The sequence below is a fragment of the Kitasatospora sp. NPDC056531 genome (assembly GCF_042794375.1).
Lineage (GTDB): Bacteria > Actinomycetota > Actinomycetes > Streptomycetales > Streptomycetaceae > Kitasatospora.
Genome location: NZ_JBHTTU010000009.1, coordinates 105,557 through 128,280 on the forward strand (window position 1 = coordinate 105,557; position 22,724 = coordinate 128,280).

Annotated in this window: 22 protein-coding genes; 5 read left to right on the forward strand and 17 right to left on the reverse strand. The window is 72.5% G+C overall.

The genetic code is table 11. The annotated features are described in order from the left end of the window. Window positions 1-122: 122 nt before the first annotated feature. Complete coding sequence (locus ACFQ87_RS11995) at window positions 123-797, forward strand: PhzF family phenazine biosynthesis protein (protein ID WP_380610543.1); 675 nt, start codon at window positions 123-125, stop codon at window positions 795-797. On the opposite strand, the gene ACFQ87_RS12000 is transcribed toward ACFQ87_RS11995, so the two are convergent. From ACFQ87_RS12000 to ACFQ87_RS12015, 4 genes are all read right to left on the reverse strand, one after another. Further along, complete coding sequence (locus ACFQ87_RS12000; protein WP_380610544.1) at window positions 767-1,384, reverse strand: VanZ family protein; 618 nt, start codon at window positions 1,382-1,384, stop codon at window positions 767-769. The two genes, ACFQ87_RS11995 and ACFQ87_RS12000, sit on opposite strands and share 31 nt — an antisense overlap. A gap of 82 nt (window positions 1,385-1,466) precedes the next feature. Further along, window positions 1,467-1,790 carry a hypothetical protein gene (locus tag ACFQ87_RS12005; RefSeq protein WP_380610545.1) on the reverse strand — a complete coding sequence of 108 codons (324 nt, stop codon included), beginning with the start codon at window positions 1,788-1,790 and terminating at the stop codon, window positions 1,467-1,469. Next, window positions 1,787-3,331: an ATP-binding protein gene (locus ACFQ87_RS12010; protein ID WP_380610546.1), complete on the reverse strand. Its 1,545-nt coding sequence runs from the start codon at window positions 3,329-3,331 to the stop codon at window positions 1,787-1,789. The genes ACFQ87_RS12005 and ACFQ87_RS12010 overlap by 4 nt, the downstream gene beginning before the upstream one ends. Window positions 3,332-3,376: 45 nt before the next feature. Continuing rightward, window positions 3,377-4,057 (reverse strand): response regulator transcription factor, encoded by a 681-nt coding sequence (locus ACFQ87_RS12015; RefSeq protein ID WP_355669748.1) that lies wholly within the window; start codon window positions 4,055-4,057, stop codon window positions 3,377-3,379. A gap of 354 nt (window positions 4,058-4,411) precedes the next feature. Here ACFQ87_RS12015 and ACFQ87_RS12020 point away from each other — a divergent pair, with 354 nt between their 5' ends. After that, window positions 4,412-5,323 carry a SigE family RNA polymerase sigma factor gene (locus ACFQ87_RS12020; RefSeq protein WP_380610615.1) on the forward strand — a complete coding sequence of 304 codons (912 nt, stop codon included), beginning with the start codon at window positions 4,412-4,414 and terminating at the stop codon, window positions 5,321-5,323. A gap of 252 nt (window positions 5,324-5,575) precedes the next feature. Here ACFQ87_RS12020 and ACFQ87_RS12025 read toward each other — a convergent pair whose 3' ends face one another. The 4 genes from ACFQ87_RS12025 to deoC all read right to left on the reverse strand — a co-directional run bounded on the left by ACFQ87_RS12025 (window position 5,576) and on the right by deoC (window position 9,813). Beyond that, a complete protein-coding gene (locus ACFQ87_RS12025) occupies window positions 5,576-6,214 on the reverse strand; it encodes an ATP-binding protein (protein ID WP_380610547.1) in 639 nt (212 codons plus the stop codon). Between the two features lie 212 nt (window positions 6,215-6,426). Beyond that, a complete protein-coding gene (locus tag ACFQ87_RS12030) occupies window positions 6,427-7,353 on the reverse strand; it encodes an aldehyde dehydrogenase family protein (protein ID WP_380610548.1) in 927 nt (308 codons plus the stop codon). Next, the gene (locus ACFQ87_RS12035; protein WP_380610549.1) at window positions 7,346-8,821 is read right to left on the reverse strand and encodes an aldehyde dehydrogenase family protein; all 1,476 of its coding nucleotides are present in this window, start codon (window positions 8,819-8,821) and stop codon (window positions 7,346-7,348) included. The genes ACFQ87_RS12030 and ACFQ87_RS12035 overlap by 8 nt, the downstream gene beginning before the upstream one ends. A 5-nt stretch (window positions 8,822-8,826) precedes the next feature. After that, window positions 8,827-9,813 carry a deoxyribose-phosphate aldolase gene (gene deoC / locus ACFQ87_RS12040; RefSeq protein WP_380610550.1) on the reverse strand — a complete coding sequence of 329 codons (987 nt, stop codon included), beginning with the start codon at window positions 9,811-9,813 and terminating at the stop codon, window positions 8,827-8,829. Window positions 9,814-9,919: 106 nt separating this feature from the next. Between deoC and ACFQ87_RS12045 the strand changes: the two genes are divergently transcribed. Further along, the gene (locus ACFQ87_RS12045; protein ID WP_380610551.1) at window positions 9,920-10,594 is read left to right on the forward strand and encodes a PH domain-containing protein; all 675 of its coding nucleotides are present in this window, start codon (window positions 9,920-9,922) and stop codon (window positions 10,592-10,594) included. 61 nt (window positions 10,595-10,655) lie between these two features. Here ACFQ87_RS12045 and ACFQ87_RS12050 read toward each other — a convergent pair whose 3' ends face one another. The 3 genes from ACFQ87_RS12050 to ACFQ87_RS12060 form a co-directional block, all read right to left on the reverse strand. After that, complete coding sequence (locus ACFQ87_RS12050) at window positions 10,656-12,374, reverse strand: phospho-sugar mutase (RefSeq protein ID WP_380610552.1); 1,719 nt, start codon at window positions 12,372-12,374, stop codon at window positions 10,656-10,658. Between the two features lie 160 nt (window positions 12,375-12,534). Next, on the reverse strand, window positions 12,535-13,356 hold the full coding sequence (locus ACFQ87_RS12055) for a purine-nucleoside phosphorylase (protein WP_380610553.1): 822 nt from the start codon (window positions 13,354-13,356) through the stop codon (window positions 12,535-12,537). Between the two features lie 149 nt (window positions 13,357-13,505). After that, the gene (locus tag ACFQ87_RS12060; protein WP_380610554.1) at window positions 13,506-13,943 is read right to left on the reverse strand and encodes a gamma-glutamylcyclotransferase; all 438 of its coding nucleotides are present in this window, start codon (window positions 13,941-13,943) and stop codon (window positions 13,506-13,508) included. A gap of 97 nt (window positions 13,944-14,040) precedes the next feature. Between ACFQ87_RS12060 and ACFQ87_RS12065 the strand changes: the two genes are divergently transcribed. Together ACFQ87_RS12065 and ACFQ87_RS12070 are read left to right on the forward strand one after the other, a co-directional pair. Then, a complete protein-coding gene (locus ACFQ87_RS12065) occupies window positions 14,041-15,501 on the forward strand; it encodes an NAD(P)H-quinone dehydrogenase (RefSeq protein ID WP_380610555.1) in 1,461 nt (486 codons plus the stop codon). A 200-nt stretch (window positions 15,502-15,701) separates the two neighbouring features. After that, window positions 15,702-16,694 carry a DeoR/GlpR family DNA-binding transcription regulator gene (locus ACFQ87_RS12070; protein ID WP_380610556.1) on the forward strand — a complete coding sequence of 331 codons (993 nt, stop codon included), beginning with the start codon at window positions 15,702-15,704 and terminating at the stop codon, window positions 16,692-16,694. Window positions 16,695-16,823: 129 nt separating this feature from the next. Here the strand turns inward: ACFQ87_RS12070 and ACFQ87_RS12075 are convergent, their stop codons facing one another. From ACFQ87_RS12075 to ACFQ87_RS12100, 6 genes are all read right to left on the reverse strand, one after another. After that, on the reverse strand, window positions 16,824-18,599 hold the full coding sequence (locus ACFQ87_RS12075; protein ID WP_380610557.1) for an acetyl/propionyl/methylcrotonyl-CoA carboxylase subunit alpha: 1,776 nt from the start codon (window positions 18,597-18,599) through the stop codon (window positions 16,824-16,826). Between the two features lie 236 nt (window positions 18,600-18,835). Beyond that, the gene (locus ACFQ87_RS12080; RefSeq protein WP_380610558.1) at window positions 18,836-19,570 is read right to left on the reverse strand and encodes a hypothetical protein; all 735 of its coding nucleotides are present in this window, start codon (window positions 19,568-19,570) and stop codon (window positions 18,836-18,838) included. Between the two features lie 93 nt (window positions 19,571-19,663). After that, entirely contained in the window at window positions 19,664-20,263 is a 600-nt protein-coding gene (locus ACFQ87_RS12085; RefSeq protein WP_380610559.1) for a nucleoside triphosphate pyrophosphatase, read from the reverse strand. A 47-nt stretch (window positions 20,264-20,310) separates the two neighbouring features. After that, complete coding sequence (gene mmpB / locus ACFQ87_RS12090; protein ID WP_380610560.1) at window positions 20,311-20,451, reverse strand: morphogenic membrane protein MmpB; 141 nt, start codon at window positions 20,449-20,451, stop codon at window positions 20,311-20,313. Window positions 20,452-20,744: 293 nt separating this feature from the next. After that, window positions 20,745-20,966 (reverse strand): acyl-CoA carboxylase subunit epsilon, encoded by a 222-nt coding sequence (locus tag ACFQ87_RS12095; protein ID WP_380610561.1) that lies wholly within the window; start codon window positions 20,964-20,966, stop codon window positions 20,745-20,747. 29 nt (window positions 20,967-20,995) lie between these two features. Continuing rightward, window positions 20,996-22,585, reverse strand: coding sequence for an acyl-CoA carboxylase subunit beta (locus ACFQ87_RS12100; RefSeq protein ID WP_380610562.1), 1,590 nt, complete (start codon window positions 22,583-22,585; stop codon window positions 20,996-20,998). Between the last annotated feature and the right edge of the window lie 139 nt (window positions 22,586-22,724).

Genomic DNA, 22,724 nt, shown 5'->3' on the forward strand with positions numbered 1-22,724 from the left:
AAAAACGGCGGGAACCGTTCGGGGACGAGAGCGCACAGTACTGGAGGCGGCCGACATCCGTCGTCGCCTTTTCATCACGGTGTCGTTGCGCCGCGCCGGAACGGCAATTGACGAGGTGGGAAATGACTGACTATGAGGTGCTGCGGGTCTTTTGCGGACCCGACGGACGGCACGGCAACGAACTCGGGGTGGTGCGCGACGGCGCCGCCGTGCCGGAGCGGACGGAGCGGCAGGTCTTCGCCCGCGAACTCGGCTTCAGCGAGACGGTGTTCGTCGACGACCCGGAGCGCGGGGAGATCGACATCTACACCCCGACGCTGCGGCTGCCCTTCGCCGGTCACCCCTGTGTCGGCACCGCCTGGCTGCTCGGCGTGGACCGACTGGTCACCCCCGCCGGGGTGGTGGCCGTCCGGCACGACGGCGGGCTGACCCGGATCGAGGCCCGGCCGGAGTGGGCCCCGGGGCGCACCCTGCGGCAGTACGGCTCGGCGGCCGAGGTGGACGCGCTCCGGGTGCCGCCGCCGGGGGAGTGGATCTACGCCTGGGCCTGGCAGGACGAGGCGGCCGGTACGGTCCGGGCGCGGGCCTTCCCCGGCCGGGGCGACGGGATCGACGAGGACGAGGCGACCGGGGCGGCCGCCCTGCTGCTGACCGCCCGGCTCGGGCGGGCGCTGACCATCACCCAGGGGCTGGGCTCGCAGCTGCTGACCGGGCCGCGCCCGGGTGGGCTGATCGAGGTCGGCGGCCGGGTGATGAGGGCGCAGGCTCAGCCCGCCGGCGGCGTCGGCTCCGCGTAGGCGCGCGGACGGGGCGCGGGCGCGACCGCCACCGCCGGGGCGACGGTGGCGGTCACCGGCGGGCCGGCCAGGACGGCGACCCGCGGTGTCCGCGGCTCGGGCCGGCGGTCCCGCAGCAGGTGGCGCAGGCCGGGGACGAGGGCGAGGTGGGCGATCACCACGCCGATCACGGCGAACAGTATGTGGTCCACGTTGAGGACGTGCCCGGGCGTCCAGGAGGAGAGGAACTCCAGGCCGGTCGCCAGCAGGGCGGAGACGCCGGTGGTGCGAAGGAAGGAGGGCAGCCAGGGGGCCCGGATCCGGCCGCCGGCCAGCGGGAGCAGGACGCCGAGCGGGGCGAGCAGCAGGAACTCGCCGACCACCTGCCAGGTGGTGGAGGAGCGGAGCGAGGCGAGCGGCGTCAGGTTGGCGTCGTACACCCAGGCCACCGGCAGGGGTCTGAGCACCAGCCAGAGCGCCAGCGTCAGGTGGAGGGCCAGGCCCGCCAGCCCGGCCAGCCGGAGGGGACGGTGGATGACCGCCGCCGGCCTCGTCTCGGTCCGCGCGCCGGAACGCTCGTCGCGTGTCCTGGTGCCATCTCGCTGCACGGGGGGAAGGACGTGCCCCGGTGGTGCGACGGTTCCACTCCGGGCGCGAACATTCCCGGACACGCCCCTTCGCGCGGCCTCCTCACTTGCAGGGGGAGGCCGTCGGCACCGCGCTGAACACGTTGTCCGGCGGCGGCGAGCCCGGCGTCACCGGGGTGGGCGAGGGGCTCGGGCTGGCGCTCGCTTTGGCGGCCGTGCCGCGGGCCGGGGTCGCGGCGGTCGCCGGGCCGGACGGGGTGGCCAGGGCGGTCGGTATGTGCGGGGTGGTCGGGCAGGCGGTCCTGCTGGCGGGCGCGCCGGCGTCGACCGGGACGGCGGTCGGCCGGATGCCGCAGCCGGAGGCCAGCGCGAGCAGGAGCAGCAAGCCGGCGGTGCGGTGCACGGTGGTGCGGGTGGGGGAGGTCACGTGGCGTCCTTGTGCTCGGCGGCGTCGCCGACGGGGCCGTCCTCAGCCCCGCCGGCGGACGGCGGAGGCGGCGGAGTCAGCGGCAGCGTCAGGGTGAACACCGCGCCGACCTCCCCGTTCGCCGCGGTGATCGTCCCCCCGTGGATCTGGGCGTTGGCCATCGCGATGGACAGCCCCAGGCCGCTGCCCTCGGAGCGGGCCCGCCCGCGGTCGGCCTTGTAGAAGCGGTCGAAGACGTGCGGCAGCACGTCCTCCGGGATGCCGGGGCCGCTGTCGGAGACCTCGATCACGACCGAGTCGTCGGTCTGCCGGACCTTGACCCGCACCGGCGAGCCGCCGTGCTTGAGCGCATTGCCGATCAGGTTGGCGAAGACCACGTCCAGTCGGCGCGGGTCGACCACGGCCAGGATGCCGCGCGGGGCGTCCAGTTCGACCGCGTCGTACCAGGCCCGGCCGTCGATGCAGGACATGATCAGGTCGGCGACGTCCACCTCGTCGGCGACCAGCTTGGCGGTGCCGGCGTCGAAGCGGGTCACCTCCATCAGGTTCTCCACCAGGTCGGACAGCCGGCGGGTCTCGCTCACCACGAGCCGTACGGCCGGCTCGATCATCGGGTCCAGCGACTCGGCCTCGTCCTCCAGGATGTCCGTCACCGCGGTCATCGCGGTCAGCGGGGTGCGCAGTTCGTGCGACATGTCGGCGACGAACCGCCGGCTCTGCGCCTCGCGTGCGCTCAGCTCCTCGACCTGCTCGTGCAGCGACTCCGCGGCCCGGTTGAACGTCCGCGCCAGGTCGGCGAGTTCGTCCGAGCCCTCGACCTCCAGCCGGGTGTCCAGGTGTCCCTGGCCGAGCCGTCGGGCGGCCTCGCCGAGCCGCTTGACCGGCCGCAGCACGGTCGCCGAGGCGGCCTGGGCGAGCAGCGCCGAGCCGATCAGCGCGAGCAGTGTCGCGATGGCCAGCGACCAGCCCAGCGTGTTGAGATCGGCCCGCTCGTTCTCCAGCGACTTGAACACGTAGGCCGTCGGCCCGTTCGGCACCACCTTGGTGCCGCCGATCACGAACGGGTGGCCCTCCAGGTTCTGCCGCTGCCAGTACAGGTGGTACGGGTACGGGTTGCTCTCGCTGACCTCGCGCGGCTTGGCGACGGTGGACTGCAGCGCCGCCGGCACGTCGGCCAGCGTGTAGTGCTGCGGGTCCGAGGACGCCGGGCACTCCGGGTGCGCCGGGTCGACCACCACCACGTCGTAACTCAGGCCGGAGCTGGCCACGTTGGAGGCCAGCGTGGCGAGCTCCGGGCAGCTGGCGTTCAGCGGCAGGTCGGAGACGTTGCGGCTGAGCGAGACCCGGAAGTCGTTCAGCGCGGTGTCCTGGGCGCGCTTGAGCACCGCGTCGCGGTTCAACCAGTACGCGATGCCGGAGGCCGAGACGGCGGCGAGCAGCGCGACCGCCGCGAACACCGCGATCAGCCGCACCCGCAGGGAGCGCAGCTTCCGCCACCGGCCCGCGGAGAACCGTCGGGCAGTCTGCTGATGTTCAGTCACGAGAGCCTGTCGTCGTACGGGAGTTCAGATGCCTGGGATGAGCGGTCAGACCGTCGGCGGGTCCAGTCGGTAGCCGACGCCACGCACGGTGCGGATCAGCGTCGGCGCGGACGGCACGTCCTCGACCTTCGCCCGCAGCCGCTGCACGCAGGCGTCCACCAGGCGCGAGTCGCCGAGGTAGTCGTGCTCCCAGACCAGCCGCAGCAGCTGCTGGCGGGAGAGCGCCTGGCCGGGGCGGCGGCTGAGCTCCAGCAGCAGCCGCAGCTCGGTCGGGGTGAGCTGGAGGTCCTGTCCGTCCTTGGTGACGGTCATCGCGGCCCGGTCGATCACCACGCTGCCGTACGCGGAGGAGTCCGAGCTCTCCCGCTCCCCGCGCCGCAGCACCGCCCGGATCCGGGCGTCCAGGACGCGCGGCTGCACCGGCTTCACGACGTAGTCGTCCGCGCCGGACTCCAGGCCCACGACCACGTCGATGTCGTCCGAACGCGCGGTGAGCAGGATGATCGGCAGCTGGTCGGTGCGGCGGATCCGACGGCACACCTCGAAGCCGTCGATCCCGGGCAGCATCACGTCCAGCACGATCAGGTCGGGCCGCTGCTCCTTGAAGAGCTTCAGACCGTCCTCACCGGAGGCGGCGGTGGCCACGCGGTGGCCCTGGCGGGTGAGGGCGAGTTCGAGGCCGGTCCGGATGGCGTCGTCGTCCTCGATCAGTAGGAGGAAAGGCACGGCCCCATTTTGGCCCACCGGGAGCGTCGAATCACCCCCCGCACCGGTCACCGACCGTACGGGAACCGGAAGAGCGGCTACCGGCGTCCGGTACGGAGGGAGGCGGACCGGGACGAAAGGCCCGCCCCTGTGACACCCCTGTGACAGTCGACGGACAGCGCCATCACAACCGCCGGGCAGGATTTTCCATGTCGCCGCAGGACAGCGGGCCGCAAGGGCCGGCTGGAGGGCGGCAACAGGAACCGCTCGTACCGACCAAGGGGGCGCACGATGAACGCCACGCTTCAGACCCGGACCAACCCGGCTCTCCGCACCGCGCGTTCCTCAGCGACCACCCATCGGACCCGGTACGAGATCAGGACCGACGAGAACTCCGGTGCCGTGACCGTACGGGGGTGCGCGCACAGCACCGGTGGAAACCCTGTCGCACGCCGGGTGAGCGGCGGCGGCAGGACGGGGGAGCTGTACGGGATCGGCCGACTGGGGAGTGCGGTCGACTCCGCCAACACCCTCACGCTGCGGGGGATCCTCCCCGTCCGCGTCGAGGGCAAGGACGCCCTGGGGGGTACCAGGGGGACCAGGGGAACCGGGGGGAACAACGGCCTGCGGACGGTCGGTTCGGGGGAGCCGACCGGCCGCGAGGCCGCCGGTGCGACGCTGCTGCGGCTGAACCCCGCACCGGCCCGCACCACCGAGGCGGGACAGGGAGACGCGCAGGGGGAGCACCCGGCCGTCGCGGAGGACCACATCACGGAGTTCACCGCGTACGTGCGCGAGCGCCGCGCCTCCCTGTACGCCACGGCGTACCACCTCACCGGTGACCGCTACGAGGCCGAGGACCTGCTGCAGAGCGCGCTCTTCAGCACCTACCGGGCCTGGGGCCGGATCACCGACAAGGCCGCGGTCGGCGGGTACCTCCGCCGCACCATGACCAACCTGCACATCTCCGCCTGGCGGCGCCGCAAGGTCAACGAGTACCCGACCGAGGAGCTGCCGGAGACGGCCGGCGACACCGACGCGATGGGCGGCACCGAGCTGCGCACCGTGCTCTGGCAGGCGCTGGCGAAGCTGCCGGAGAACCAGCGGACCATGCTGGTGCTGCGGTACTACGAGGGCAAGACCGACCCGGAGATCGCCGACGTGCTGGGGATCAGCGTCGGAACGGTCAAGAGCAGCATCTGGCGCGCCCTGCGCCGGCTGCGCGACGACGAGCACCTGAACAAGTCGGGCGACACCGTCCGGGCGTTCGGCGAGCTGGTCGCGTAGGACTCACAGAGGACTCCCGTCGGGGGACGGGTAGCGGACGGTTGCGGTTCGGGGACGCCGACTCGGGGGAGCGGCGCCCGTGGGGAGCCGAGAGCCGTTCGGGGAAGGCGACGGGCCCGGTGCGGGGGAGACGCACCGGGCCCGTCGTCCTTCTCGTTCCAGGGGCCCGTTCGTTTCAGGGCCGGGGGCCACCGTCAGGGGGTTGCCCCAGGGGTCGCTGCGGGCACTGCCCCGGGCGGCCGCTCCGGGGGCTCAGACCGCTGAGAGCTCCCGCCGCCCGGCCGCGGCGAGGACCCGCCGCTCGGCCTCCGGCCCGGCGCACGGGTACGAGCCCAGCGAGACCTGCCGCCCGACGATGGAGCGCTCGGCCCGCATCAGCCGGTAGCCCCGGCGCAGCAGCACCGGCAGCGACTTGCGGCCCTCGCGGACGTCCCGGCGCAGTCGGCGCCAGGCCGTGGTGAGCGCGCCGTTGCGCAGGCACAGGGCGTCGCCGAGCAGGCCCTCGGCGGCGCACTGCGCGACGATCTCGGCGGCGAAGATGCCCTCCGCGATGAACGCGGCGGCGCCGCCCAGGTCCAGGGTGCTGGTGTCGATCCGGCCGTTGTCCGGGATCGAGTACACCGGCACGTCCGTGCGACCGTGCTCGTACAGCGCGCGGATCGCGGCGACGGCCTGGTCGCGGTGCCAGGCGAGCGGGGAGTCCCAGTCCACGGTGCCGTCCGGCAGCCGGGGCAGGGTCGGGTCGTCCCCGTCCTTGTAGAAGTCGTCGAGCTGGAGCACCGGCAGACCGCTGCGCTCGGCGAGCGAGGACTTCCCCGATCCGGAGGGCCCGGAGAGCAGGATCACCCGGGCATGGGCCGGCGGGGCGGGATTCATGGGGGAGTCACTCACGGGACACCAGTCTGACGCATCCGGGCCGGTTGCCGAAACCGGTGTGCACAGAACTTCCGGCTCCGGGCGGGACGTGAGCCGCCGGAACACCGACGGACCCGCACCAGGGGGGGAGAGGTGCGGGTCCGTCCAATGACCGTCCGGGCCCTGGGGGGGGAGAGGGCACTGGGGACGGCCAGTCTGTGGAGTTGTGACGAAGTGGCGGCGGAGGGTCAGATGCCCATCGGGTGCCAGACCGTCTTCGTCTCCAGGAACGAGAGTAGCCGGTCCGTACCGGGCGCATTCGTCCAGTCCTGGGCGAACGGGTCCAGCTCCGGACGGACCACCCGCTTCAGGGTATCCGCGGCGGCGGCCTCCAGGGCGGGCGCCGCGCCGGGGCCCTCGGCGGCGATGGCGCCGGTGAGGTCCAGCGCGTTGACGTCCTGGTGCGAGGCCAGGGTCGGGGCGATGTCCGCGGTCCGGCCCGAGATGATGTTGACCACGCCGCCCGGGACGTCCGAGGTGGCCAGCACCTCGCCCAGCGACAGCGCGGGCAGCGGGGCGTCCGCGGCGGCCGCGACCACGACCGTGTTGCCGGTGGCGATCGCCGGGGCGATCACCGAGACCAGGCCGAGCAGCGAGTGCCCGTACCCGGCCTGCGGCGCGACGATCCCGACCACGCCGGTCGGCTCCGGGGTGGAGAGGTTGAAGTACGGCCCGGCCACCGGGTTGGCGCCGCCCGCGATCTGGGCGACCTTGTCCGTCCAGCCCGCGTACCAGACCCAGCGGTCGATCGCGGCGTCCACCAGCGCGGCGGCCTTCTTCGGGCCGATGCCCTCGGAGACGGCCACCTCGGCGGCGAACTGCTCGCGTCGGCCCTGCAGCATCTCGGCCACCCGGTACAGCACCTGGCCGCGGTTGTACGCGGTGGTGCCGGCCCAGCCCTTGACCGCCGCGCGGGCGGCCAGGACGGCGTCGCGGGTGTCCTTGCGGGTGCCCAGCGGGACGTTGGCGAGCCACTCGCGCTTGCCCGCCGCGTCAGCGGCTGATGTCGCCTTGGTCACCTCGTACACCCGCCCGCTCTCGGAGCGCGGGAACTTCCCGCCGACGTACAGCTTGTAGGTCTTGAAGACATCAAGACGGCTCGCGACATCAGACATCGAGGTAGGCCTCCAGACCGTGGCGGCCACCCTCGCGGCCGTAACCCGACTCCTTGTAGCCGCCGAACGGCGAGGTCGGGTCGAACTTGTTGAAGGTGTTGGCCCAGACCACACCGGCCTTGAGCTTGTTGGCCATCCAGAGGATGCGCGAGCCCTTCTCCGTCCAGATGCCGGCGGAGAGGCCGTACGGGGTGTTGTTGGCCTTCGCGACCGCCTCTTCGGGGGTGCGGAAGGTCAGCACCGACAGCACCGGGCCGAAGATCTCCTCCTGGGCGATCCGGTGGGCCTGGCTGACGCCGGTGAACAGGGTCGGCTTGAACCAGAAACCGGTGCCCGGCAGCTCGCAGGCCGGCGACCAGCGCTCGGCGCCCTCGGCCTCGCCGGCCTCGGTCAGCGCGGTGATCCGGGCCAGCTGCTCGGCCGAGTTGATGGCGCCGATGTCGGTGTTCTTGTCCAGCGGGTCGCCGACCCGCAGGGTGCCCATCCGGCGCTTCAGGGCGTCCAGCAGCTCGTCCTGGATCGACTCCTGGACCAGCAGGCGCGAGCCCGCGCAGCAGACGTGGCCCTGGTTGAAGAAGATGCCGTTGACGATGCCCTCGACCGCCTGGTCGAGCGGCGCGTCGTCGAAGACGATGTTGGCGGCCTTGCCGCCCAGCTCCAGCGACAGCTTCTTGCGGGTGCCGGCCAGCTGCTTGGCGATCGCCCGGCCGACCGGGGTGGAGCCGGTGAAGGCGACCTTGTTGACGTCCGGGTGGGCGGTCAGCGCGGCGCCGGTGCGGCCGTCACCGGTGACGATGTTGACGACGCCCTTCGGCAGACCGGCCTGGCGGCAGATCTCGGCGAAGCGCAGGGCCGTCAGCGGGGTGGTCTCGGCCGGCTTCAGGACGACCGTGTTGCCGGTCGCCAGCGCGGGCGCGACCTTCCACGCCAGCATCAGCAGCGGGAAGTTCCACGGGATGACCTGGCCGGCCACGCCCAGCGGCTTCGGGTTCGGGCCGAAGCCGGCGTAGTCCAGCTTGTCCGCCCAGCCGGCGTAGTAGAAGAAGTGCGCGGCGACCAGCGGCAGGTCGACGTCACGGGTCTCGCGGATCGGCTTGCCGTTGTCGATCGACTCCAGCACGGCCAGCTCGCGGCTGCGCTCCTGGATGATCCGGGCGATCCGGAACAGGTACTTGGCGCGCTCGCTGCCGGGCAGCGCCGACCAGTCGGCGAAGGCCTTGCGGGCGGCGGCGACGGCGCGGTCCACGTCCTCGTCGGTGCCCTGGGCGAACTCGGCGAGCACCTGCTCGGTGGCCGGGTTGACCGTCTTCAGGGCCTCGCTGCCGGAGGAGTCGACGAACTCGCCGCCGATGAAGTGGCCGTAGGAGGTGGCGATGTCACCCGCGGCGGCGGGGGACTCGGGGGCCGGGGCGTACTCGAAGAGGCCGGCCTTGCGCACGGGCTCCTCGATGTTCTTCTTCTTGGCCATGGTGATCAGTCCACCGTCACGTAGTCGGGGCCGGAGTAGCGTCCGGTGGTGAGCTTCTGGCGCTGCATCAGCAGGTCGTTGAGCAGGCTGGAGGCGCCGAAGCGGAACCAGTGCGGGGTCAGCCAGTCGTCGCCGAGGGTCTCGTTGACCATCACCAGGTACTTCATGGCGTCCTTGGTGGTCTTGATGCCACCGGCGGGCTTCACGCCGACCTGGACGCCGGTCTGCGCGCGGAAGTCGCGGACCGCCTCCAGCATCAGCAGGGTGACCGGCGGGGTCGCGTTGACGGCGACCTTGCCGGTGGAGGTCTTGATGAAGTCGGCGCCGGCCAGCATCGCCAGCCAGGAGACGCGGCGCACGTTGTCGTAGGTCTGCAGCTCGCCGGTCTCGAAGATCACCTTGAGGTGGGCGTAGCTGCCGTCGGCGCGCTTGCTCGCCTCCTTGACGGCGACGATCTCGTTGAAGACGTCGAGGTAGCGGCCGGAGAGGAAGGCGCCGCGGTCGATCACCATGTCGATCTCGTCGGCGCCCGCGGCCACCGCGTCGGCGGTGTCGGCGAGCTTGACCGGGAGGGCGGCACGGCCGGCCGGGAAGGCGGTGGCCACGGAGGCGACCTGGATGTCGGTGCCGCGCAGGGCGTCCTTCGCGGTGGCCACCATGTCGGGATAGACACAGATGGCGGCGACGCGCGGGGTGGTCGGGTCGGTCGGGTCGGGGGTCCTGCCCTTCGCGCACAGGGCGCGCACCTTGCCGACCGTGTCCGCGCCTTCCAGCGTGGTCAGGTCGATCATGGAGATCGCCAGGTCGATGGCATTGGCCTTGGCCGTGGCCTTGATCGAGCGGGTACCGAGGGCGGCGGCACGCGCCTCCAGGCCGACCTGGTCGACGCCGGGCAGGCCGTGCAGAAAGCGGCGGAGCGAGGCCTCGGACGCCGCAACGTCCGCGAGGCCGCTGCCCGCAACGCCGGGGGCATTGGCTGCAACAGTGGACATAGTCACAAGACCAGCATATCTACGCGCGTAGCAAACCGCTAGGGTGCCTGCCATTCGTGGCCGGACCGAGACCTGCAGGTGAGGGGCATGGGGCAGAATCGACGCCATGACCGATTCCGACGGCAAGCCCCACCAGGGCTCGGCCGCCCCCGACGGGGAGCCCGAGTACGCGGACCGCGTGTACCGCTCCGTCCCCGGCGTCATCTCCGGCGTGTTCCTGCTGGCCATCGCCGCCTGGCTGATCGGCGACGCCGTGGTGACCGGCACCGGGAAGACCCCGTACGTCGCCCTCGCGGCCGTACCGGTGTTCGCCCTCCCGGTGATCGCCTACACCTTGCGCCCGGTGGTGCGGGCCGACAACAGCCGGCTGCTCGTCCGCAACCCGTGGCGGACCATCACCGCCCCCTGGGCCTCGGTGGACGCCCTGCGCGCGGGCTACTCGGTCGAGCTCCTCGCCGGCGACAAGAAGTACCAGGTCTGGGCCGTCCCGGTCTCCCTGCGCCAGCGCAAGCGCGCCACCCGCGCCCAGACCCGCGGCGCCGACGAGCACGCCTCCCGGATGGGCATGGTCTTCGGCCGCCAGGCCAACCCGGTCGTCCAGGGCTCCCCGGACCCCACCCGCGCCTGGTCCGACCAGATCACCGACGTCCTCCAGGAGATGGCCGAACGCAACGCCACCCGCCCCGAAGCCGCCGGCCCCCTCGTCGTCCGCTGGTGCTGGTGGGTCATCGCCCCGACCCTGGTCGGCCTCGTCGCCCTGATCGCGGTGATCACGGTCTGACCGGACCGACACGTACGAAAGGGCCCGCCGGAAACCGGCGGGCCCTTTCGTACGGGGTGGGTCAGATGCCCGCGGCCTGGGCGAGGTCGCGCTTGATGGTGGCGAGGAGCTCGGCGGCGCGGGTGCGGGTGGGGGCGAGGTCGGCGGCGGTGGCGACCGGGAGGACGACCTCCAGGTAGCACTTGAGCTTGGGCTCGGTGCCGGAGGGGCGGACCACGATGCGCGCGGAGCGGACGGACTCGCCGGCGAGGTAGTAGCGCAGGCCGTCGGTGGGGGGCAGGTCGGCGGAGCCGGCCGAGAGGTCGTCGGCGCGGGTGACGGTCAGGCCGGCCAGGGCGGTCGGGGGCTGCTCGCGCAGGCGGCGCATCGCGTCGGCGATCAGCGAGAGGTCCTGGACCCGGACGGAGAGCTGGTCGGTGGCGTGCAGGCCGTGCTCCAGCGCCAGGTCGTCCAGCAGGTCGGTCAGGGTGCGGCCGGACTTCTTGAGGGTCGCGGCGAGCTCGGCGACCAGCAGGGCGGCGGTGATGCCGTCCTTGTCCCGGACGCCCTGCGGGTCGACGCAGTAGCCGAGCGCCTCCTCGTAGCCGTAGCGCAGGCCCTCGGCGCGGGAGATCCACTTGAAGCCGGTCAGCGTCTCGGCGTAGTCCAGGCCCGCGGCCTCGGCGATCCGGCCGAGCAGGGTGGCGGAGACGATGGTGGTGGCGAAGGTGCCCTCGGCCTTCTTGGCGACCAGGGCGGAGCCGAGCAGCGCGCCGACCTCGTCGCCGCGCAGCATCCGCCAGCCGGAGGTGCCGTTGCCGCTGCCGGCCGCGTTGGCGTTGGTGGGGACGGCCACCGCGCAGCGGTCCGCGTCCGGGTCGTTGGCGATCACGATGTCCGGGCCGACCGCGGCGGCGGTGCGGAAGGCGAGGTCCATCGCCCCCGGCTCCTCCGGGTTGGGGAAGGCCACGGTCGGGAAGTCCGGGTCGGGCTCGGCCTGCTCGGCGACCACGGTGGGCGCCGGGAAGCCGGCCCGGCGGAAGGCGGCGACCAGGGTGTCGCGGCCGACGCCGTGCATCGGGGTGTAGACCACGTCCAGCTCGCGCGGGCTGTGCTCGTCGACGATGGAGGCGGCCCGGGCCAGGTAGGCCTCGATGACGTCCTCGCCGAGCACCTCCCAGCCCTCCTCGGCGCGCGGGACGTCGTCCAGCGAGCCGATCGCGTCGATCTCGGCGGCGATGCCGGCGTCGGCCGGCGGGACGATCTGCGAGCCGTCGCCCAGGTAGACCTTGTAGCCGTTGTCCTGCGGCGGGTTGTGGCTGGCGGTGACGGTCACACCGGCGGCCGCGCCCAGGTGGCGGATGGCGAAGGCGAGCACCGGGGTCGGCAGCGGGCGCGGCAGCAGCGCGGCGCGCAGGCCGGCCGCGACCACCACGGCGGCGGTGTCGCGGGCGAAGTCGTAGGACTTGTGCCGGGCGTCGTAGCCGATGACGACCAGGTCGCCCAGGTTCTCCTTCTTGACGTACGCGACCAGGCCGGCGGCGGCCCGGATCACCACGGCGCGGTTCATCCGCATGGGGCCGGCGCCGAGTTCGCCGCGCAGGCCGGCGGTGCCGAACTGGAGGCGGTCGGCGAAGCGCTCGGCGATCTCGGCCCAGGCGAGCGTGCAGTCCTCCTCGGCCTCCGGGCCCTCGGCCCGGGCCAGCAGGGCGGTCAGCTCCTCGCGGGTCTGCGGGTCGGGGTCCTCGGCCAGCCAGGTGCGGGCCCGGGCGAGGAGGTCGGTGGTGGGTGCCTGCGTCATGTTTCCTGCTCCATCGGAAGTGCGTCGGGGTGTCGGCCGGAGGGTTCCGCGCAAAGAGAAGAAGGGGTGTGCACATGCGGACGGGGCCCGCGGGAAGGCGTGATCAGCGGATCACGCCGCCCGTGGGCCCCGTCACTCATGATTCTGCGCCCAGGAGGCGTCAGATCCGCTCCAGGACCTTCGCCAGCAGCTCGCCCATGCGCTCGGCGGAGGCCTTGCCGGCCTCCAGCACCTCTTCGTGGTTGAGCGGCTCGCCGGTCATGCCGGCGGCCAGGTTGGTGACCAGGGAGATGCCGAGCACCTCGGAGCCGGCCTCGCGGGCGGCGATGGCCTCCAGGGTGGTGGACATGCCGACCAGCTCGCCGCCGATCACCCGGGCCATGTTGACCTCGGCCGGGGTCTCGTAGTGCGGGCCGCGGAACTGGACGTAGACGGCCTCGTCCAGGCTCGGGTCGACCTCGTGGCACAGCGCGCGCAGCCGCTTGGAGTACAGGTCGGTGAGGTCGACGAAGTTGGCGCCGACGATCGGGGAGTCCGCGGTCAGGTTGATGTGGTCGCTGATCAGGACCGGCTGGCCGGGGGTCCAGCCCTGGCGCAGGCCGCCGCAGCCGTTGGTCAGCACGATGATGCCGCAGCCGGCCGCGGCGGCGGTGCGCACGCCGTGGACGACGGTGGCCACGCCGTGGCCCTCGTAGTAGTGGTTGCGGCCGAGGAAGATCAGGGCGCGCTTGTCGCCGATCTTCACCGAGCGGATCTTGCCGGCGTGGCCGGCCACGGCGGGGGCGGGGAAGCCCGGGAGTTCGGTGACCGGGAACTCGGCCACGGTCTCGCCCAGGGCGTCGGCGGCCGGCACCCAGCCGGAGCCCATCACCAGGGCGACGTCGTGCCGCTCGGCACCGGTCAGCTCGCGCAGGCGCTCGGCGGCGGCCTGGGCGGCGGCGTAGGGGTCGGCGGAGACGACCGACTGAGGAGAAGCGTTCACGGGTCCGAGGATAGACGGCTTTCGGCTACGCGCGTAGAAAATCTGATGCGGCGTGCCGGATCGTTACCCGGTTGGCCCGAAAACACAGCTCGGTGCCGCTTTTCGGGTGACCGGGTCGTTGATACGTACAGGAAGAAGAAAGTGCGCGTTCAGCAGGGCCGGCGGCGCAGGTCCATCACGTAGTCGTGCGGGGCGCCGGCGCTCTCCGCGGCGTCGGCGATCAGGCCGAGGTAGCGGGCCGCGGGCAGGCCGCCCTCGTAGTCGTTGAGCACGTACGTCCAGACCTGGATGTCGCCGTCCAGGGTCTGCGCGCGCAGCTTGGTCTTGCGGTAGATGCCGAGCTGGACGCCCTCCCAGCGGTCCAGGCCCTCCTCGTCCATCGGCGCGATGTCGTAGAGCGAGACGAAGACCTGGTGCTTCCCGTCCTCGACGACGGTGGCCAGCGAGCCCTCCCAGCCGAGCTGCTCGCCGCCGAAGGTGAGCCGCCAGCCGTCCAGCCACCCCGTGCCGCGCAGCGGGGAGTGCGGGGCTCGGCGGGTCATCTGCCGGGCATCGAGGTTGGTGGCATACGCGGCGTAAAGGGGCATGGGGGCCAGCGTAGCCCGGTCGGCGCACGTGGCGGGCGGTTGTGCGTCCGTACGGAGCCCGGACCCCGTTGTGGCGGCACTCTCGGCGTGCGGGACAATGGTGAGCGTGACTCGGATCGTGATCATCGGTGGCGGACCCGGCGGCTACGAGGCGGCGCTGGTGGCCGCTCAGCTCGGCGCGGAGGTGACCGTCGTCGACCGCGACGGCCTGGGCGGATCGGCGGTGCTCACGGACTGCGTGCCGTCGAAGACCCTGATCGCGACCGCGGAGGTGATGACCACCTTCGACAGCTCGTACGAGGAGCTGGGCATCACGGTCGCCCGGGACGGCGACGGTGACGGCGACGCCCGGGAGAGCAAGGTCGTCGGCGTGGACCTGGGCAAGGTCAACCGCCGTGTGAAGCGCCTGGCGATCGCGCAGTCCCACGACATCACCCAGTCCGTCACCCGCGCCGGGGTCACCGTGCTGCGCGGCCGCGGCCGGCTCGGCGCCGGCGGGCAGGCCGTGGACGGCTCCCGCGAGGTGCTGGTGGACGGGCCCGACGGCAGCGTCCAGTCGCTGCGCGCCGACGCCGTGCTGATCGCCACCGGCGCCCACCCGCGCGAGCTGCCGGACGCCCAGCCGGACGGCGAGCGGATCCTCACCTGGACCCAGGTGTACGACCTGGAGGAGCTGCCCCGCGAGCTGATCGTGGTCGGCTCCGGTGTGACCGGCGCCGAGTTCGCCGGCGCCTACCAGGCGATCGGCTCCAAGGTCACGCTGGTGTCCAGCCGCGACCGGGTGCTGCCGGGCGAGGACCCGGACGCCGCCGAGGTGCTGGAGGACGTCTTCCGGCGCCGCGGCATGAACGTGATGAGCCGCTCGCGCGCCGAGAGCGCCAAGCGCATCGGCGACCGGGTCGAGGTGACCCTCTCCAACGGCACGGTGATCGAGGGCACCCACTGCCTGATGGCGGTCGGCTCGATCCCCAACACGGCCGGCATGGGCCTGGAGGAGGCCGGGGTCAAGCTCAACGACTGGGGCCAGATCCAGGTCGACCGGGTCTCCCGCACCAGCGCCCCGGGCGTGTACGCGGCGGGCGACTGCACCGGCGTCTTCATGCTCGCCTCGGTCGCGGCCATGCAGGGCCGGATCGCGATGTACCACGCGCTCGGCGACGCGGTGCAGCCGCTGAACCTCAAGACCGTGGCCTCCAACGTCTTCACCGACCCGGAGATCGCCACCGTCGGCTACACCGCCGCCGACGTGGAGTGCGGCAAGATGGACGCCGTCGAGGTCAAGCTCCCGCTGCGCGGCAACCCGCGGGCGAAGATGCAGGGCATCCGGGACGGCTTCGTGAAGCTGTTCTGCCGCCCGGGCACCGGCATCGTGGTCGGCGGCGTGGTCGTCGCCCCGCGGGCCAGCGAGCTGATCCACTCGATCTCGCTCGCGGTGGACGCCAATCTGACCGTCGAACAGGTGGCCAGCGCCTTCACCGTCTACCCGTCGGTCTCCGGCTCGACCGCCGAGGCAGCGCGGCAGCTGCACATCCGCAAGCGGGCCGACGGCGAATCCTGAGCTCAAGGCGTGAAGTTGAGGGCGGCTGCCGATCGGCGGCCGCCCTTCGCGCATGGGTGATCGTCACCCGGACGGCGGGCGCAGTCCCGGGCTATTGACGGCGCGTATTGTACGGTCACGCGCCGCTCTTGTGCGAGCAATTCCCGCTACTAGCTGCAAACGCCTGAAAGCAGACGGTCACGCAGGTTACCGTCGGTTCTGTGTTTGCAGCAGAACGTCGCCAGTTGATCCTCGAAATGGTGCGCGCCAACGGAGCCGTCTCGCTCCGGGAGTTGGCCCGCGTCGTCCAGACCTCCGAAGTGACCGTGCGCCGCGACGTGCGGGCGCTGGAGGCAGAAGGGCTCCTCGACCGCCGGCACGGCGGCGCGGTGCTCCCCGGCGGCTTCAGCCGCGAACCCGGCTACCCGCAGAAGACCCACCTGTCCGCGGCGGAGAAGAGCGCCATCGCGGACCTCGCCGCCGGGCTGGTGGAGGAGGGCGACGCGGTGGTGGTCGGCGCCGGCACCACCACCCAGGAGCTGGCCCGCCGGCTGGCCAGGGTGCCCGGCCTGACGGTGGTCACCAACTCGCTGCTGGTCGCCCAGGCGCTGGCACACGCCAACCGGGTCGAGGTGGTGATGACCGGTGGCACCCTGCGCGGCTCCAACTACGCGCTGGTGGGCAGCGGCGCCGAGCAGTCGCTGCAGGGGCTGCGGGTCACCAAGGCCTTCATCTCCGGCAGCGGGCTGACCGCCGAGCGCGGGCTGTCGACCGCGAACATGCTGTCCGCGAGCGTGGACCGGGCAATGGTGCTGGCGGCCGCCGAGGTCATCGTCCTCGCCGACCACACCAAGCTCGGCGCGGCCGGCATGTTCCAGACCGTGGCCACCGAGACCATCACCCGGCTGGTCACCGACGAGCAGGCCACCGCCGACGACGCCACCGCCCGCGAGCTGGACGCGCTGGCCGACTGCGGGGTGCAGATCGACCTGGCACCGCTCGGCGCGGGCCCCGGCGGCGACGCCCCGGTGCACGGCACGGGCAGCGGCCCGGTCCACCAGACCCAGCCCGGCCCGATGGGCCGCCGCCCCGCCCAGGGCCCCGGCGGCGCCCCGCTGCCCGGCCAGCGCCGCCCCGGGGCGCACGGCGGGCCGGTCGGCCCGGGCGGGATGCCGGTCCGGCTGGCCGAGCTGGGCATGCCGCGGGGGCGCTGAGGCCGTCGCCGGCACGACCGGGAAACACGACCGGTCCGCACACCCCGAAGGGCGTACGGACCGGTCGAGGGATTGACGACCGCGGGTCGGCCCCCGATTCCGCCGGGGCCCGGACCGCTACGGCCTCGGTCAGTCCTTGATCTCGCAGAGCGCGGCGCCGCTGCTGACGCTCGCGCCCACCTCGGCCTTGAGGCCGACGATGGTGCCCGACTTGTGGGCGTTCAGCGGCTGCTCCATCTTCATCGCCTCCAGGACCACGATCAGCTCGCCCTCGGCGACGACCTGGCCCTCCTCGACGGCGACCTTGACGATGGTGCCCTGCATCGGCGAGGCCAGGGTGTCACCGCTGACGGCCGAACCGGCCTTCTTGGCGCCCACCCGGCGCTTGGCCTTGACGGCACCCGCCGCACCGGCCGCCGGTGCCGTCGAGACGCCCAGCGAGGACGGCAGCGAGACCTCGATCCGCTTGCCGCCGACCTCGACGACCACGGTCTCCCTGGTCTCGGCCTCCTCGGCTTCGCCGGCCCCGCCCGCGAACGCCGGGATGGTGTTGTTGAACTCGGTCTCGATCCAGCGGGTGTAGACCGTGAACGGTTCGTCGCTGCCGTGCACCTCGGGTGCGAACGCCCGGTCGGTGACGACCGCCTGGTGGAAGGGGATGGCGGTGGCCATGCCCTCGACCTTGAACTCGTTCAGCGCGCGCTTGGCCCGCTCCAGGGCCTGCTTGCGGTCACGGCCGGAGACGATCAGCTTGGCCAGCAGCGAGTCCCAGGCCGGGCCGATGACCGAGCCGGTCTCCACGCCGGAGTCCAGGCGCACGCCCGGGCCGGACGGCGGGGCGAACAGCGTCACGGTGCCGGGCGCGGGCAGGAAGTTGCGGCCCGGGTCCTCGCCGTTGATGCGGAACTCGAAGGAGTGGCCGCGTACCTCCGGGTCGCCGTAGCCGAGCTCCTCGCCGTCGGCGATCCGGAACATCTCGCGGACCAGGTCGATCCCGGTGACCTCCTCGGTGACCGGGTGCTCGACCTGCAGGCGGGTGTTGACCTCCAGGAAGGAGATCGTGCCGTCCGTCGCCACCAGGAACTCGCAGGTCCCGGCGCCCTCGTAGCCGGCCTCCTTCAGGATGGCCTTCGACGCGCGGTACAGCTCGGCGTTCTGCTCCGGGGTCAGGAACGGCGCGGGCGCCTCCTCGACCAGCTTCTGGTGCCGGCGCTGCAGCGAGCAGTCACGGGTGGAGACGACCACGACGTTGCCGTGCTTGTCCGCGAGGCACTGGGTCTCCACGTGCCGCGGGTTGTCCAGGTAGCGCTCGACGAAGCACTCGCCGCGACCGAAGGCGGCGACCGCCTCGCGCACCGCGGACTCGTACAGCTCCGGGATCTCCTCCAGCGTGCGGGCGACCTTGAGGCCGCGGCCGCCGCCACCGAACGCCGCCTTGATGGCGACCGGCAGGCCGTGCTCCTGCGCGAACGCGACGACCTCGTCCGCACCCGAGACCGGGTCCGGGGTGCCGGCCACCAGTGGGGCGCCGGCGCGCTGGGCGACGTGACGGGCGGTGACCTTGTCGCCCAGGTCACGGATGGCCTGCGGCGGCGGGCCGATCCAGGTCAGACCCGCGTCGATGACGGCCTGGGCGAAGTCGGCGTTCTCCGACAGGAACCCGTAGCCGGGGTGGACGGCGTCCGCGCCGGCGTCCTCGGCGGCCTTGAGGACCTTGGCGATGTCGAGGTAACTGGTGCCGGGGGTGTCGCCGCCCAGCGCGTAAGCCTCGTCGGCCGCGCGGACGTGCAGCGCATCCCGGTCCGGCTCGGCGTAGACGGCGACGCTGGCGATACCGGCGTCCGAGCAGGCCCTGGCGACGCGGACGGCGATTTCCCCGCGGTTGGCGATGAGCACCTTGCGCACTGTGGCTCCCTTCTTGAACCTCGTTGAGTTTATGGATTCCTGGGCAGTACCGGCGAGTAGCCCCAGGTTGTGAACTATCCCACACGCTCGGTGATGGGAATTCGGGCCCCGGACACCGCCCTTGTGGCGACTTCGCAGGTCGAGGCCGGTGCGGTGGGACCGGGGCGGTCGACGCCGGGTGAGCGGGGGGCGGCGTGGCGGGACGGTGTCATGGGACACACCCTCCCGCAGCCCGCTTAAGCCGTGGTCGAGGCCGCGGCGGGGCGCCGCAGCGCCTCGGCCGTCACGTCGGCGACGAGCTCCACCATGTCCGGCCCGTACGCCTCCGGGTTGACCACCCGCAGGACGAGCGCGAACGTTCCGTTCTGGCCGTACTTGCGGGCGAGTTCGCGGTGGTGGGACACCAGGTAGCGCACCCCGGCCTGGTTGGCGGTGCCGGTCTGGCCGGAGATCAGGAACACCGGCCGGCCGTCGTCCGGGGTGGCGATCCGGGCCAGCAGGGTGTGCGCCTGGTCCTGGTCGGCGCGGAAGTCGCGGTCGCCCACCACGAGCACGTTGCTGCCCGGACCGGGACCGGAGGTGACCAGCACCCCCGGCAGGCCCCAGGCCAGGTGGGCGGCCATCCGGTCGTTGCTGACCGGACCGCCCAGGCACAGCTCGGTCTTGGCGCCCAGGCCGCGGTGCGCCGCGTCGTGGGCGACCAGTTCGGGCCGGGCGCCACACTCCTCGACCAGCCCGGCCAGCCACATCAGCGCGTAGGCGTCCCGGCGGGTCACGGTGTGCGCGTGCGAGCCCGTCCCGATGCTGCGAGGCACCACGATCAGGCACTCGCTGCCGGACGGCAGCCCGAGGAAGCCCCGCACCCGTTCGACCTTGCGACGTCGCCGCAGGGCCTGCGCCAGCCAGCCCAGGCCGGCGCTGATGGCGCTGGCCACCAGGCCGAGCACCACGTTGAGCACGCTGTCGGTCATCGCCGCGTTCCCTCCCCGTTCGAACGCCGCTCAGCTTAGAGGTGCACCTGCCGGGTGCGGCAGGTTGCTCGGTCCACGGATCAGCCCCGGCCGTCAGACCCAGAGATCGACCAGCCGGACGTCCAGGTCGGCGAGCAGCCGGCGCAGCAGCGGCAGGGACAGGCCGATGACGTTGCCCGGGTCGCCGTCGATGCCGTCGATGAACGGCGCCGAGCGGCCGTCCAGGGTGAACGCCCCGGCCACGTGCAGCGGTTCGCCGGAGGCCACGTAGGCGGCGATCTCCTCGTCGTCCGGGGTGCCGAAGCGGACGGTGGTGGAGGCGGTCGCCGAGGACTGCCGACCGGTCACGGTGTCGATCACGCAGTGGCCGGTGCGCAGCACGCCGGCGCGGCCGCGCATCGACTGCCAGCGGGCCAGCGCCTCGGCGGCGTCGGCGGGCTTGCCGAGGGCCTCGCCGTCCAGCTCCAGGACGGAGTCGCAGCCGATCACCAGCTCGCCGCCGGTCAGTTCGGCGGCGACGGCCTTCGCCTTGGCCTCGGCCAGGACGAGGGCGAGCTCGGCGGGGGAGGCGGCGCTGATCGCGTCCTCGTCGACGCCGCTGACCACCACGCGCGGGTCGAGCCCCGCCTGGCGCAGCAGCCCGAGGCGGGCGGGGGAGGCGGAGGCGAGGACGAGGGGGCGCTGGTCGGTCATGCCCACCAGGGTAGGGGGTGCCGGTGTCCGCCGTTCGAGTGAACGGCTCAGGTGAACGACCGGGCGATCATGATCAGGACGGCGCCCACCAGCACCAGGGCGGCGAGCACCTTGCCGGCCCGCTGCATCCGTTCCTGCATGCGGCGGGCCTCGGGCGAGGGCTCATCGCGGGGGTCTGACCAGAGCACCCGTCCAGAGTGCGCCGCGCGGGGGCCGGGCGCCTGAGTATCCGTACTCAGGTTTCGGGCGACGCGGGCCCCCGATAGGGGGAAGCGGGCGTTGCCCGCCCCGAGCCGAAGGGGCGCGCCGGTGCCGAAAGCGACGAGCGGCAAGCGACGAAGGAGCGCCGGAGCGTGGGGGCACCTCCCAGCCGCCAGGCTGGGGGAGAACGTCGGCACCGGGTCCGAGCGCCCTGGAGGCGAGCGGGCGAACACCCGGAGCAGGAAGTCGGACGGGCCGGCTTCCTGCTCCGCGTGTCAACTCAGTGCGCCCAGCCCGACGTCCGCCAGGCGTTGACGCCCGGGTGGACGGCGGGGCGGAGCAGGCGGGAGCGGTCGTTCCAGGGGGAGTCCGGGCCGACGCCGGCCTGGCGCGCCGCCTCGGCGGCGGCCTGCGCGACGGCGGCCCGGGCCTGGACCACCGCCAGGACGGTGGCGAGCTCCTCGGGGGTCGGCTGCCCGTGCAGCACGTGGATCGGGGACATGGCGTGTTCTCTCCCGACAGGGATGGGGCCTACAGAGGGATGTTGCCGTGCTTCTTGGGCGGCAGCACCTCGCGCTTGCCGCGCAGGGCCCGCAGACCCCGGACGATGTGCCGGCGGGTCTCGCTCGGGGCGATCACCGCGTCGACGTAGCCGCGCTCGGCGGCCAGGTACGGGTTCAGCAGGGTGTCCTCGTACGAGGCGATCAGCTCGGCCCGCTTCTCCTCGACGGTGCCGGCCGCCTCGGCCTCGGCGATCTCGCGGCGGTGCAGGATGTTGACCGCGCCCTGCGCGCCCATCACCGCGATCTGCGCGGTCGGCCAGGCCAGGTTGAGGTCGGCGCCCAGGTGCTTGGAGCCCATGACGTCGTACGCGCCGCCGAAGGCCTTGCGGGTGATCACGGTGATCAGCGGGATGGTGGCCTCGGCGTAGGCGTAGATCAGCTTGGCGCCGCGGCGGATGATGCCGTCCCACTCCTGCTCGGTGCCGGGCAGGAAGCCGGGCACGTCGACGAAGGTCAGCACCGGGATGTTGAACGAGTCGCAGGTGCGGATGAAGCGCGCGGCCTTCTCGCTGGCGTTGATGTCCAGGCAGCCGGCCAGGTCCATCGGCTGGTTGCCGACGATGCCGACCGCGTGGCCCTCGACCCGGCCGAAGCCGGTGATGATGTTGCCCGCGTACAGCGGCTGGGTCTCCAGGAACTCGCCGTCGTCGACGATGTGCTCGATCACCTTGTGCATGTCGTACGGCTGGTTCGCCGAGTCCGGCACGATCGTGTCGAGTTCGAGGTCCTCATCGGTGATCGAGAGGTCGGCCTGCTCGGGGTAGGACGGCGGGTCGCTCAGGTTGTTCGAGGGCAGGTACGAGAGCAGGCTCTTGACGTACTCGACCGCTTCCTTCTCGTCCGTGGCCAGGTAGTGGGCGTTGCCGGACTTGGTGTTGTGGGTGCGGGCGCCGCCCAGCTCCTCCATGCCGACGTCCTCGCCGGTCACGGTCTTGATCACGTCCGGGCCGGTGATGAACATGTGCGAGGTCTGGTCGGCCATCACCACGAAGTCGGTGATCGCGGGGGAGTAGACCGCGCCGCCGGCGCAGGGGCCCATGATCAGCGAGATCTGCGGGATGACGCCCGAGGCGTGCACGTTGCGGCGGAAGATCTCGCCGTACAGGCCGAGCGAGACCACGCCCTCCTGGATCCGGGCGCCGCCGGAGTCGTTGATGCCGATGACCGGGCAGCCGGTCTTCAGCGCGAAGTCCATCACCTTGACGATCTTCTCGCCGAAGACCTCGCCGAGCGAACCGCCGAAGACGGTGAAGTCCTGGGCGAAGACCGCGACCTGGCGGCCGTCGACGGTGCCGTAGCCGGTCACCACGCCGTCGCCGTACGGGCGGTTCTTCTCCTGGCCGAAGTTGGTCGAGCGGTGCCGGGCGAACTCGTCGAACTCGACGAAGGAGTCCTCGTCCAGCAGCTCCACGACCCGCTCGCGGGCGGTCAGCTTGCCCTTGGCGTGCTGCTTCTCCACGGCCTTGGACGAGCCGGAGTGCACCGCCTCGTCAAGCCTGCGCCGCAGGTCGGCGAGCTTGCCGGCGGTGGTGTGAGGGTCGTAAGGGGCCTCGGTCATGCGGTGGCTCTCCCTGATCATGGGCCGCGGCCTGTTCGATTGCGCGCGGGCCTGAGTCGGGGGCTCGCGCATGAGGGCAGGGCGGCACTGCGAACTACCGTTGGGTAGCGTAGCCAGCGCGCAGCGCTATGTGGCATGT